The organism is Phycicoccus sp. (assembly GCF_035325325.1).
Lineage (GTDB): Bacteria > Actinomycetota > Actinomycetes > Actinomycetales > Dermatophilaceae > Phycicoccus.
On the sequence record NZ_DAOLAC010000010.1, the window covers coordinates 1 to 11608 of the forward strand.

General features: G+C 74.6%; 13 protein-coding genes. 6 read left to right on the forward strand and 7 right to left on the reverse strand.

All coding sequences use genetic code 11. From position 1 onward, the window contains the following. Positions 1-121 precede the first annotated feature (121 nt). Positions 122-1321: an endonuclease gene (locus PKA89_RS08275; RefSeq protein WP_324418445.1), complete on the reverse strand. Its 1200-nt coding sequence runs from the start codon at positions 1319-1321 to the stop codon at positions 122-124. A gap of 153 nt (positions 1322-1474) precedes the next feature. Between PKA89_RS08275 and PKA89_RS08280 the strand changes: the two genes are divergently transcribed. Next, complete coding sequence (locus PKA89_RS08280) at positions 1475-1801, forward strand: hypothetical protein (protein ID WP_324418447.1); 327 nt, start codon at positions 1475-1477, stop codon at positions 1799-1801. 12 nt (positions 1802-1813) lie between these two features. Here PKA89_RS08280 and PKA89_RS08285 read toward each other — a convergent pair whose 3' ends face one another. From PKA89_RS08285 to PKA89_RS08305, 5 genes are all read right to left on the reverse strand, one after another. Then, positions 1814-2341 (reverse strand): isochorismatase family protein, encoded by a 528-nt coding sequence (locus tag PKA89_RS08285; protein ID WP_324418449.1) that lies wholly within the window; start codon positions 2339-2341, stop codon positions 1814-1816. Beyond that, positions 2341-3864: a cytosine permease gene (locus PKA89_RS08290; RefSeq protein WP_324418450.1), complete on the reverse strand. Its 1524-nt coding sequence runs from the start codon at positions 3862-3864 to the stop codon at positions 2341-2343. The genes PKA89_RS08285 and PKA89_RS08290 overlap by 1 nt, the downstream gene beginning before the upstream one ends. A 102-nt stretch (positions 3865-3966) precedes the next feature. Then, complete coding sequence (locus tag PKA89_RS08295; protein WP_324418452.1) at positions 3967-4155, reverse strand: DUF3073 domain-containing protein; 189 nt, start codon at positions 4153-4155, stop codon at positions 3967-3969. Between the two features lie 188 nt (positions 4156-4343). Continuing rightward, positions 4344-5435, reverse strand: a complete 1092-nt coding sequence (locus PKA89_RS08300; protein WP_324418454.1) for a Glu/Leu/Phe/Val dehydrogenase dimerization domain-containing protein — start codon at positions 5433-5435, stop codon at positions 4344-4346. 41 nt (positions 5436-5476) lie between these two features. Next, positions 5477-6091 carry a DUF1345 domain-containing protein gene (locus PKA89_RS08305; protein ID WP_324418456.1) on the reverse strand — a complete coding sequence of 205 codons (615 nt, stop codon included), beginning with the start codon at positions 6089-6091 and terminating at the stop codon, positions 5477-5479. Positions 6092-6239: 148 nt separating this feature from the next. Between PKA89_RS08305 and PKA89_RS08310 the strand changes: the two genes are divergently transcribed. The 3 genes from PKA89_RS08310 to PKA89_RS08320 all read left to right on the forward strand — a co-directional run bounded on the left by PKA89_RS08310 (position 6240) and on the right by PKA89_RS08320 (position 9296). After that, complete coding sequence (locus PKA89_RS08310; protein ID WP_324418458.1) at positions 6240-6803, forward strand: M23 family metallopeptidase; 564 nt, start codon at positions 6240-6242, stop codon at positions 6801-6803. A gap of 244 nt (positions 6804-7047) precedes the next feature. Then, on the forward strand, positions 7048-8085 hold the full coding sequence (gene fgd / locus PKA89_RS08315) for a glucose-6-phosphate dehydrogenase (coenzyme-F420) (protein WP_324418460.1): 1038 nt from the start codon (positions 7048-7050) through the stop codon (positions 8083-8085). 5 nt (positions 8086-8090) lie between these two features. After that, positions 8091-9296 carry a CaiB/BaiF CoA-transferase family protein gene (locus PKA89_RS08320; RefSeq protein WP_324418462.1) on the forward strand — a complete coding sequence of 402 codons (1206 nt, stop codon included), beginning with the start codon at positions 8091-8093 and terminating at the stop codon, positions 9294-9296. A gap of 8 nt (positions 9297-9304) precedes the next feature. Here the strand turns inward: PKA89_RS08320 and PKA89_RS08325 are convergent, their stop codons facing one another. Next, complete coding sequence (locus PKA89_RS08325) at positions 9305-10477, reverse strand: SGNH/GDSL hydrolase family protein (protein ID WP_324418464.1); 1173 nt, start codon at positions 10475-10477, stop codon at positions 9305-9307. A gap of 60 nt (positions 10478-10537) precedes the next feature. Between PKA89_RS08325 and PKA89_RS08330 the strand changes: the two genes are divergently transcribed. Continuing rightward, positions 10538-11299 (forward strand): enoyl-CoA hydratase-related protein, encoded by a 762-nt coding sequence (locus tag PKA89_RS08330; protein WP_324418466.1) that lies wholly within the window; start codon positions 10538-10540, stop codon positions 11297-11299. A 220-nt stretch (positions 11300-11519) separates the two neighbouring features. Further along, complete coding sequence (locus PKA89_RS08335) at positions 11520-11606, forward strand: potassium-transporting ATPase subunit F (RefSeq protein WP_324418595.1); 87 nt, start codon at positions 11520-11522, stop codon at positions 11604-11606. Positions 11607-11608: the final 2 nt, after the last annotated feature.

Genomic DNA, 11608 nt, shown 5'->3' on the forward strand with positions numbered 1-11608 from the left:
CTTCGGTGGGCCCGACGACGGCCGGCGGCTTCGGTGGGCCCGACGACGGCCGGCGACTTCGGTGGGCCCGACGTCGGCCGGTGGCTTCGGGGGTCGGGCGCCCGGCACCTGACCCGGTCGGTCAGCCCCAGATCGCCGAGGCCCACTCGGGGTGGTCGATGAACGGGTTCCGGTTGTGCTGCCAGGTCGTGTAGATGCGGTCGTTGCGGCGCAGCTCGAAGGAGTCGACCGGATCCTGGGCGTTCCACCGCAGGAGCACCGACAGCCTGCCGATGTGCGGGGCGCTGCCGTTGCCGACCGCGTCGTTCATCTCGAGGTCCGCCCAGCCGTCGTCGCCCTCGTAGCGGACGGCCATGTAGAAGATCATCCGGGCCACGTCGCCCTTGACGGCGTCGCGGGGCTCGAACGAGTCGGAGTCCGAGCGGCAGCCGGAGCACTGGGCCACCGGGCTGCCCCCCTCGTCGAAGTCGAGGTTCCCGCGGGTCGAGTTGACGGTGACGTCCTCGGGGCGGAGGTGGTGCACGTCGGTGCCGGGACCGGTGGCGGTGCCGAAGTCACCGTGCGACTTCGCCCAGACGTGCTCACGGTTCCACTGGTCGACGCCACCACCGTTGTCCGACTTGGCGATCGAGCGCCCTGAGTAGATCTCGACGACGTCGTTCGTGTTGTTCGGGTCCTCGTCGGTGTCCTTGAGGGCGGTCCACACCTGGTCGTAGGTGAGCGTGGTCTGGTCGTCGATGATGTCGTGCAGCGCGGTCTTGAGCGCCGCCCCGGTCCGGCCGATGGCGGGTGCCCAGTAGGTGCTGTCGTAGTCACCGGTGCCCCCGCCACCGGTGCCGCCACCGGTGCCGCCGCCAGTGCCGCCACCGGTGCCGCCACCGGTCCCGTCGCCCACCGCGGCGAACGCGGTCGTGCCGGTCATCCCGGGGTGCGCGAAGTACGCCGCGAGGAGGCCGGTGACGTCGACCCGGGTCCCCAGGAGGTTCGGGTTGGACCGCAGCCCCCACTGCGCCCGGAAGGCCGACGGGATCTGGACGTAGAGCATCTTCGCCGTCGAGGTCTCGGACGCCGAGTCCGCGACGGCCATCGCGTAGTCGTTCGGGAAGGCGGAACGCACGACCGTCGAGGTGGCCGTCGGCTGGCCCACGACGTAGCCGCGCACCGTGTGGGAGGCACGGTCCTGGGTGGCGACGGCCTGGGCGACGGTCAGCGGGGTCGCCGCTTCGGACGCTGGGGCGGCGAGGCCGAGGAGGGCGAGGAGGGTCGCGGTGAGGGCGAGCCACGTCGTGGCGGTCCGCCGGCGGGTCTGGTGTCGGGTCACGGGTCCCGACCCTGCCGGATGCCCCGCATGGCGGGGGTGTGGCCGGGGTAAGGATCTGGCAAGGAGTCGGCCTCGGGCCGGTCAGCCGCCGACCCACGGATCTGAGTAGCGCACCCCATGCCCGACCCGCCGCCCGGCCACCACCCTCGAGGGATGGACGCGACCCCGGCCCTGCGCCCGACGACCCGGGCCCGCCACGCCTCGCCCGCGAACCACTTGAGCACGGCCCGGGGATGGACGTCCTCGGTGCTCGTCGTGGCCACGCTGGCCGCGGTCGCCGTCGGAGTCCGGGCGCTCGGCCTCCTCGCCACGCTGCCGCTGCTCGCCCCGACCCTGCTCCTCGGCTGGTGCTCGGGCTTCGCCGCCCTGGCGCTCCTCCTCCGCCGACGCGCGTCCGGTCCGGTCGGCGCCGGCCTGCTGGCCGGCGCGCTGGGCACGGCGGTCGGCGCCGCCGCGCTCCTGCTCCAGCGGCTCGCCTGAGGCACCCCGGCGTCAGACGATGGTGACCTGGGGGGTGAACAGCGCCATCGCGGCCAGGGCCCGCTCGTGATTCTCGGGGGTCGACCCGGCGCAGGCCGCGCCCACGACCTCGACCGTGACGCCCGCGTCGGCCATCGGCAGGACGGTCGAGATGACGCAGCAGTCGGTGGCCACCCCGGCGACGGTCACCCGGCCCGAGGCCCCGACGACCGCCCGCAGGACCGGCCACTTGCCGAAGGTCCCGGCCGTCACGACGGTCTGCGCCACGTCGGCCAGCTCGGGGACGACCGCGTACAGCGGGTCGGAGTCCGGGACGAGGGCGAACGGCCACTCCGCGTAGTACGGACCCCAGGAGCCGCCGAGCCCCGGGTCGGCGACGAAGCGCGTGACCACGGTGCGCTCCGGACCGAACGCGTCGGCGAGCTCGCGCATCCTCCCGACGGCGCCGGCGAACATGGGGGAGCCCCACGGCGAGGTGCCGGGGTCGGCGAAGACGACCTGGGGGTCGACGACGACGAGCCGTTCGTCGGACCCCGGCATCAGGCGACCGGCTCGACGGCGCGCTCCGGCAGCGGCGTCTCCTCCTGGCGGCGGACCGTGCCCCGCCGGAGCACGAGCGAGCCGAGCAGGCCGAGGACGAGCGCGAGCAGCACCCCGAGGTTGGCGTACGGCCAGGTGCCGTCCCAGTACGGGCCGCCCTGCGACGCCGGGACGAAGGTGCCGAGGCCGAGCGGCTCGATGAGGTAGCCCTGCCAGTTGTTCCACGCGGCGTCGGCGGCGAACCCGTTGACGACGAGCCCCCAGCCCAGCACCGAGGCGAGCACCATCGTCCCGATCGAGACGAGGTCCCAGGAGCCGTAGCGGCCGCGCGGCGTGAAGAGGTCGTCGTCGGCGTAGTCGCGCCGGCGCAGCCAGATGTCGCCGATCATCAGTCCGGCCCATGCCGCGAGTGGCACCCCGAGGGTGATGAGGAAGGACTGGAACGGGCCGAGGAAGTTCTTCGTGAAGAAGACGACCCAGACCGTGCCGAGGGTGAGGATGACGCCGTCGACGAACGCCGCGGCCGGCCGCGGGATGCGCACGCCGAGGGAGAGCAGCGTCAGGCCCGAGGAGTAGATGCCGAGGACCGCCCCCGAGACGAGGGAGAGGATGACCGCCACGAGGAAGAGCACGAGCAGCCAGGTCGGGAGCAGCGTCGCGAGCGTGCCGATCGGGTCGGCGGCGATGCCGTTGCGGAGCTTCTCGTCGGACCCCGCGAGCAACAGCCCGTAGAGGACGAGGACGACCGGGGCGACCGCGCCGCCGATCGTGTTCCACGCGACGATCGCACCACCCGAGGCGTCCCGTCGCTGGTAGCGGGACCAGTCGGCGGCGATGTTGATCCAGCCGAGCCCGAAGCCGGTCATCACCATGACGAGGGCGCCGACGACGGCACCCGGCGACCCACCCTTCAGCGACGTGACGGCCGACCAGTCGACGTGGTCGACGGTGAGCACGATGTAGCCGATGGTGACGACGCCGGTCACCCAGGTGAGCACCGACTGCAGCCGCATGATGACGTGGTAGCCGGCGACCGAGGCGCTGACGATGAGTGCCGCGACGACCGCCGCGGCCACGATCTGGGTGCCCTTGCCGCCACTCCAGCCGAGCCGGGTGAAGATCGTCGAGGTCGCGAGCACGGCGAGGATCGCGAGGAAGGTCTCCCAGCCGATCGAGGTGAGCCACGAGATGACGCCGGGCACCTTCTGGCCGGTGACCCCGAAGGCGGCGCGCGAGAGGATCATCGTCGGCGCCGAGCCGCGCTTGCCGGCGATGGCGATGACGCCGCACAGCGCGAACGAGACGGTGATGCCGACGACGGCGACGAGGACGCCCTGCCAGAACGAGACGCCGAACTGGAGGACGAAGGCGGCGTACGAGATGCCGAAGACCGACACGTTGGCCGCGAACCACGGCCAGAAGAGGTCGCGGGGGGAGGCGGTGCGCTCGGCCTCGTCGATGATCTCGATGCCGGTGGTCTCGACGCCGAGGCGACGGGTCTCGGCCGCGGTGGACGTGCTCATGGGGGGAGCATGGCAGACCACGGCACCGTGCGGCAGGTGCCGCACGCGCTCAGCCGGGGTGGCTCAGCGCACCACGCGCACGTGGGAGGAGCGGACGAGGCGTCAGCGGGACCCGGAGGTCCACTGCCCGTAGTCGTCCTCGTTCTCCCAGTCGCGCTCGTCGGCGGAGTCGCCGCGAGTCGTCTGGGTGTGGAGTTCTCGCTCAAGCGCGGAGAGGTCGGTGTCGGGGCTGAAGTACTTCAGCTCGCGGGCGACCTTCGTCTGCTTGGCCTTGGCTCGGCCGCGCCCCATGGCGTGACCCCCTCGTGCGTCTGCCGGGGCGGCACCACAGGTCGGATGGCCCCGAAGCGGGGGTCATCCCACACCGCGGGGCGGCTCCGGGAATGGTGTGCATATCGTGACGCCAACGATACATGGCCCGCGGGCCTCTCGGCGACGCCACCGACGTCAACACCGGCGGAGGCCGGGGGTGTTCCGACCTACGAGACGGAGCCCCGGGTCGGCGTCGGCAGCCACGGGGTCCGACCGCCCGCCGCGATGCGCCGTTCGGCGAGCCGGTCGGCCGCGACGGCCGGGGTGACGCCCTCGGCGTCGGCGGTGCGGAGCACCTCGAGAGTGCTCTCGAAGATCGCCTGCGTGCGGGCCCGCGCGCGCTCCATGTCGAACCCGTGCAGCTCGTCGCTCACCTGGATGACGCCCCCCGCGTTGACGAGGAAGTCCGGGGCGTAGACGACGCCGCGCTCGGCGAGCCGGTCGGCGGTGTCGTCGGCGGCGAGCTGGTTGTTCGCGCCCCCGCAGACGACGCGCGCCCGCAGGGCGCCGACGGTCTCGTCGTCCAGCGCTCCGCCGAGGGCGTTCGGGCTGAAGACGTCGAGCTCGGTGCGGGCCAGCTCGTCGGCGTCTTGCACCGCCGTGACGCCGGGGTGCCGCTCGAGCAGCCGGGCGAGCGCGGTCTCGTCGACGTCGGTGACGACGAGCTCGGCTCCGTCGTCGAGGAGGTGCTCGGCGAGCCTCGCCCCGACCTTGCCGACGCCCGCGAGCCCGACCCGTCGGCCGGCGAGGGTCGGCTCGCCCCAGACGTGCTGGGCGGCGGCGCGCATCCCCTGGAAGACCCCGAGGGCGGTGAGCACCGAGGAGTCGCCGGCGCCGCCGCGCTCGGGCGAGCGGCCGGTGGCCCAGCGGGTCTCCTCGGACACGACGTCCATGTCCGCCACGTAGGTGCCGACGTCGCAGGCGGTGACGTAGCGCCCGCCGAGGGACTCGACGAAGCGGCCGTAGGCGCGGAGCAGCTCGGGGGTCTTGTCGCGGTGGGGGTCGCCGAGGACGACCGCCTTGCCGCCGCCGTGGTCCAGGCCGGCCAGCGCGTTCTTGTACGACATCGCGCGGGAGAGCCGCAGCACGTCGGCGAGTGCCTCGTCCATCGAGCCGTAGGGGTGGAACCGCGTGCCGCCGAGCCCCGGGCCGAGGGCCGTCGAGTGCAGGGCGATGACGGCGCGCAGGCCGGTGGTGGGGTCGGAGCAGAAGACGACCTGCTCGTGACCCGCGAGGTCGACGAGGTCGGTGGGGGCCATGCCCGCCACGGTAGTCCCGGGATGCCGCACCGGCGACGCCGTCAGGAGGCGAGGGAGACGACGAGGTTGATGGTCGCCGCGACGACGACGGTGCCGAGCACGTAGGAGAGGAGGGTGTGGCGCAGGACGAGGCTGCGGACGGCGGACGTGCGCAGGTCGGTGTCGGAGACCTGGTAGGTCATCCCGAGGGTGAAGGAGAGGTAGACGAAGTCGGACATCCGCGGGTGGTCCGAGCCGGGGAAGTCGACGCAGCCGGGCTCGTCGAGGAACCAGTGGCGCGCGTACCGCAGCGCGTAGACGGTGTGCACGGCCAGCCAGCTCGAGGCGACCGCGGCCACCGCGAGGGCGGACTCGCCGCCGCCACCCCGGCCGGCGAGGAGCATGACGCCGACCGCGCCGAGGCTGGCGACGGCCGCGGTGACCACGACGACGTCGGTCTCGGTGCGGCCGCCCTCGAGGCCCTCGAGGTGCTTCCGCGTCGCCGCCGCGTCGGCCCGGTGGCAGCGCACGAGGACCGGGATGCTGAAGGCGAGCGACCCGACGACCCAGCCGAGGAGCAGCCGCGCCACGACCCCCTGGCCCGGCAGCGGGACGAGCGCCCAGACGAGGACGAGCACGACGCCGCCGATGAGCAGGTGCCTGCGGGTGTGGCGCACGGGGCCACGGTAGCCCCGGGAGGTCCGGCCGGGCGCCGCGCGGACCGCCGCCCGCAGACCGCGGGCACAGCGTCGCCGCAGCGCCCTGCGCGACGGTGGGTGCGGACCCCGGCCCGACGAGCCGGGGCCGACTCCGGGAGGGAACGAGATGCCCACCACGTCCGCCACGTCCGTCACCCGCCGCGCCACCGCGGGGTTCGCTGCGCTCGCGGCCACCGCCGCCGCCGTCTCTGTCGCGGCCGCCCGGCCCGCCGAGGCCGCCGACCGACCGCTGCTCAAGGTGCCGTTCCCCTGCCACCAGACCTGGCGCGGGTCGACCTGGGCGGGGCACTCCCCGAGCGACCGCGCGATGGACCTCAACCTGCCACCCGGCGGCGACACCGACCTCGGCAAGCCGGTCAAGGCGAGCGCCGCCGGCAAGGTCGTCTCCGCCGGGGTCGGCGGCGGTGGGTACGGCAACCGCGTCCTCATCGGTCACGGCAACAACTGGTCGACCTTCTACGCGCACCTGTCGCGGATCGACGTCAAGGTCGGCCAGCACGTCGAGGCGACGACGACCATCGGGGCGGTCGGCAAGTCGGGCGGCCAGTCCTCGGCCCACCTGCACTACGAGCAGCGGCACCACGGCACGCCGGTGAGCATCCGCTTCGGCAGCTCGACCTGGGCGACGTACTACTCCAACACCCAGACCTTCACCCGCACCCGCTGCTGAGCGGAGGGGCCACGGGCCGCGCAGCGGATTCGCAGCGATGCCGAAGCGGGCGCGGGCACGCTGGTGCCAACGCACCACCGGGGGGGACGGTGGCGCGGGGCCCGCACCACCGGGGGGATGGTGGCGCGGGACGCACCACCACCCGGGGTGCGGACCGGTCGAGGGGGTCGGTCCGCACCCCGCAGCGCGTCCCGGGGCGCGCCGCGGCGGTCCGGGGCAGCCGGCGGTGTAGCAGGATGGCCGCATGACGGCAGCACACGGCATCCGGGTCGGGTACAAGGCGTCGGCGGAGCAGTTCGCGCCGGGTGAGCTCGCGGGGTACGCGGTCCTCGCCGAGGAGCTGGGCCTGAACTCGGTGACCATCTCCGACCACTTCCAGCCGTGGCGGCTCGAGGGCGGGCACGCGCCGAACTCGCTGGCCTGGATGGCGTGGGTGCTGGCGCGCACGGAACGGATCGTGGTCGGCACCTCGGTCATGACCCCGACCTTCCGGTACAACCCGCCGGTCGTCGCCCAGACCTTCGCGACGATGGCCTGCCTCGCGCCCGGTCGGGTCATGCTCGGCGTCGGCACCGGCGAGGCGCTCAACGAGATCGCCGTGGGGTCGGTCGCCGAGGGGGAGTGGCCGGAGTTCAAGGAGCGCTTCGCCCGGCTGCGCGAGGCGGTGACGCTGATGCGACGGCTGTGGACCGAGGAGCGGGTGACCTTCGAGGGCGACTACTACCGCACCGAGGACGCCGCGATCTACGACCGCCCGGACGTCCCGGTGCCGGTGTACGTCGCGGCCGGTGGGCCGATGGTCGCCCGGTACGCGGGCCGCCACGGCGACGGCTTCATCTGCACCTCCGGCAAGGGTGAGGAGCTCTACCGCGACCAGCTGGTCCCGGCGGTCGACGAGGGGTTGGACAAGGCCGGCCGCGACCACGAAGAGATCGACCGGATGATCGAGGTCAAGGTGTCCTGGGACCCCGACCCCGAGCGGGCGCTGGAGAACTGCCGGTTCTGGGCGCCGCTGTCGCTCAGCGCGGAGCAGAAGCACTCCATCCACTCACCGGAGGAGATGGAGCGGGCGGCCGACGAGCTGCCGATCGAGCAGGTCGCCAAGCGGTGGATCGTCGCGTCGCGGCCCGAGGACGTGGTCGAGACGATGCGCTTCTACACCGACCTCGGGTTCGACCACCTCGTGGTCCACGGCCCCGGCCACGACCAGGAGCGGTTCCTGCGCACCTTCACCGAGCAGGTGCTGCCCGGCCTGCGCGAGCTCGAGCCCGCCGCCCGGTGAGCCCGGTGGGCTCCGGGCCCGGGCCGGCGGCCGGGCCGCGGGCCGGGCAGCTGGCCGGGCCCCCGGCCGGGCCCCCGGCCGGGCCGCTCACGGGAGTCCGGGTCGTCGAGCTCGGTGGCATCGGCCCCGGGCCGTTCGCCGCGATGCAGCTCGCGGAGCTCGGGGCGGACGTCGTGCGGGTCGACCGGCCGGGGGAGGCCAACCCGCTCGCGCTGGCCGGGGGGATGCGGCGCTCGCGGCCGGGCATCGCCGTCGACCTCAAGCACCCGGACGGCGTCGAGGTGGTCCGGCGGCTGCTCGCCGACGCCGACGTGCTCCTCGAGGGCTTCCGGCCCGGTGTCCTCGAGCGCCTCGGGCTCGCACCCGACGACCTGCTCGAGGCCAACCCACGGCTCGTCGTCGCGCGGATGACCGGGTGGGGCCAGGACGGGCCGTGGGCCCAGCGGGCGGGGCACGACATCACGTACGCCGCCCTGTCCGGCACGCTGCACGCCCTCGGGCCACGCTCCCGACCGGTGGCACCGGTGCCGGTGCTCGGTGACTTCGCGGGAGGCTCGATGTACGTCCTCGTCGGCGTGCTCGCAGCGCTCGTGTCACGGGCCACGACCGGGCGGGGTCAGGTCGTCGACGCCGCGATGGTCGACGGCGCCGCCCACCTGCTGACCATGGTCCACGGGATGCTGGGCGCGGGCCTGTGGCGGGACGAGCGCGCGGCCAACCTGCTCGACGGCGGTGCACCGTTCTACGACGTGTACGAGTGCGCGGGTGGCGGGTTCGTCGCGGTCGGGGCCCTGGAGCCGCAGTTCTGGCGCGAGCTCGTCTCCGGGCTCGGGCTGGAGCTCGAGGGCGAGCAGTACGACACGGACGCCTGGCCGGCGCACCGCGCGGCGTTCACGGCCGCCTTCGCCACGCGCACGCGGGACGAGTGGGCCCAGGCGTTCGAGGGCACCGATGCCTGCGTCGCGCCGGTCCTCTCCCTCGCGGAGGCGCCGTCGCACCCGCACCTCGCGGCCCGCGGGACCTTCGTCGAGGGGCCGGCGGGTGGGCATCCCGTGCCACGGCCGAGCCCGCGGTTCTCGGCGACGCCGCAGCGCGACCCGGGTCCCGAGCCCGCGCCCGGCGCCGACACGGTCACGTACCTCACGGCGCACGGGTTCACGGGCGAGGAGATCGAGGCGCTGCTCTCCTCCGGGGCGGTCGTCCGGTCCTGACCGGCCGGTCAGGAGGTGGGGAAGGGCCCGCCTGCGCCGAACACGGTGCGCGCGAAACGCTCTCCCATCAGCTGGTGCGTCTCGGCGTCGGGATGGAGGGCGTCCGGGAGTGGTAGTGCGTCGACGTCGCCCGCGCCGTACATCCCGAGCCCGTCGACGAGGTGGAGGTTCGGGTCGTCCGCCCGACGCTGCTCGACCACCCGGGCGAGCTCCTCGCGGACCGTGCGGAGGGTGAGCCGGCCGGCCGGGACCTCGGCCGGGTCCCCGACGGCGGTGAAGACGAGCCGGCCCTCCTGCAGCGCCACCGGGTCGACGGCGCCGGGGCCCGGGGTGTCCTCGTGGATCGGGCAGAGGACCGGCGTGACGACGAGCAGCGGCGTGGTCGGGTGCCCCTCGCGGAGGGTGTCGAGGAAGCCGTGGACGGCCGGGCCGAACACGCGACGGCGCATGAGGTCGCCGCCGACGATGTTGATGCCGACCTTGAGGCTCAGCAGGTCGGCGGCGGTGTCGCGCATCGTCCGGGCCACGAACGGGTCGAGGACGGCCGAGCCGCCGAACCCGAGGTTGACGAGGGCGAGCCGACCGAGCCGTGCCGCGACGGCGGGCCAGGTGCCCGTCGGCCGGACGGCGTTGGAGCCGTGGCTGATCGAGCTGCCGTGGTGCACCCAGCGGGGCCGGTCACCGGTCGGCAGCGGCTCGAGCGGGGCGTCAGCGCGCAGAGCGAGGAGCTCGACGCCCTCCTGGTGGGGCAGCCAGAGCTCGAGCACCTTCTCGCCGGCGGGCAGCTCGAAGCGGACCGTGCCCGGGCCGCCGCGGGTGAGCTCGGTGACGCCCGTCGCGATGTCGGTGGTCAGCAGGTCGCCGTTCGGCACGGTGCTGCCGGCGAGCACCTCGCCGTCCACGACGAGGTCGACACTGCCCGGCGCGCGAGCGGGGGCGCCGGTCAGGGCGCGGCGGGTGACGACGGCGTCGAGCTCGACGACGGTCGCCCGGGTGCGGCCGGCGACCCGCACGCCGGAGGGCTGCGCCTCGTTGACGGCGAGCATCTCGTCGGCGTTCTGGGCGCGGGCCCACGCGGGGAGGCGGTGCGGGCGCAGGCCGCCTGCCGGGGTGGTCTCGAGGTCGAGGGCGCCGTGGACGAGGTCGGCGGTCAGGGGGATGGGCTGGAGGCTGGTCGGCACCGGTCCATCCCAGCACGCGGCACCGGTGCGGGCGCGGGGTGGGTGCGGTTGGATGGCGGGATGAGCAGCGCACGGGTCCGCGTGGAGGCGGACGGAGCCATCGGCCGGATCACGCTCGACGCCCCGGAGCGGCTCAACGCGGTCGACCCGGAGATGTGTGCCGCGGTCACCGGGGGGGTGGGGGCCCTCGACGCCGACCCGGGGGTGCGGGTGGTCGCCCTCCCCGGGGAGGGCCGGGGCTTCTGCTCCGGCGCGCCGCTCACCGCCGAGGGCGCGCAGATGGGGGTCCTCGAGGCGGGCGCCGACCTCGTGCGGGCGCTGCTCGGGTCGCGCACCCCGGTCGTCGCGCTCGTCCACGGCGTCGCGGCCGGCATCGGGGTGCCGATGGCGCTCGCCTGCGACTACGTCCTCGCCGCCGACGAGGCACCGTTCGTCCTCGCGTTCAGCCGGATCGGGCTGATGCCGGACGGCGGCTCGACCGCGCTCGTCACCGCCGCCGTCGGCCGGGCGCGGGCGATGCGGCTGGCGCTCACCGGCGAAGCGCTGCCGGGCGCGACGGCTGCCGCGTGGGGCCTGGTCGCCGAGTCGGTCCCGGCCGAGGGGTTCGCGGCCCGGGCGGAGGAGCTCGTGGCGGCGTTCGCCGCCGGGCCGACGCTGGCGCTCGCCCAGACCAAGGCCGCCGTCAACGCCGCGGCCCTCGACGTCGAGGCCGCGCTGGCCCGCGAGGACGCCGGCCAGCGGGCCCTCGCGACCACCGCCGACCACCTCGAGGGCGCGGCGGCGTTCGTCGGCAAGCGCCGCCCGGAGTTCCGCGCCCGCTGACGCCTCCCACGCGTATCGGGTGACCCGATAACGCCACCCTTCACCCGACAACGGTTCCCGGGTGAAGCGCAGCCGTATCGGGTGACCCGATACGCGTGTGGTGTCGGGCGGGCGAAGGGGGGCGGGGCGGGCGGGCGGGGCGTCAGGATGGCGTCAAGACGTCGTCAGCGCGGCATCACCGGGGCGGCCGCGACCGCCGCCCGCTGGTGTCGTGGGCGGCATGTGGGAAGACCTCGTCGCGGGCGTCATCGGCCTGCTCCTCCTCGCCTATCTCCTCGACGCCCTGATCCGGCCGGACCGGTACTGAGG

Excerpts from the sequence above, each read along its gene's own strand:
- PKA89_RS08285 (WP_324418449.1), bottom strand. The coding sequence starts at position 2,341 with ATGCCGGGGTCCGACGAACGGCTCGTCGTCGTCGACCCCCAGGTCGTC.
- PKA89_RS08280 (WP_324418447.1), top strand. The coding sequence starts at position 1,475 with ATGGACGCGACCCCGGCCCTGCGCCCGACGACCCGGGCCCGCCACGCC.
- PKA89_RS08290 (WP_324418450.1), bottom strand. The coding sequence starts at position 3,864 with ATGAGCACGTCCACCGCGGCCGAGACCCGTCGCCTCGGCGTCGAGACC.
- PKA89_RS08300 (WP_324418454.1), bottom strand. The coding sequence starts at position 5,435 with ATGGCCCCCACCGACCTCGTCGACCTCGCGGGTCACGAGCAGGTCGTC.
- PKA89_RS08330 (WP_324418466.1), top strand. The coding sequence starts at position 10,538 with ATGAGCAGCGCACGGGTCCGCGTGGAGGCGGACGGAGCCATCGGCCGG.
- PKA89_RS08295 (WP_324418452.1), bottom strand. The coding sequence starts at position 4,155 with ATGGGGCGCGGCCGAGCCAAGGCCAAGCAGACGAAGGTCGCCCGCGAG.
- fgd (WP_324418460.1), top strand. The coding sequence starts at position 7,048 with ATGACGGCAGCACACGGCATCCGGGTCGGGTACAAGGCGTCGGCGGAG.
- PKA89_RS08310 (WP_324418458.1), top strand. The coding sequence starts at position 6,240 with ATGCCCACCACGTCCGCCACGTCCGTCACCCGCCGCGCCACCGCGGGG.
- PKA89_RS08335 (WP_324418595.1), top strand. The coding sequence starts at position 11,520 with ATGTGGGAAGACCTCGTCGCGGGCGTCATCGGCCTGCTCCTCCTCGCC.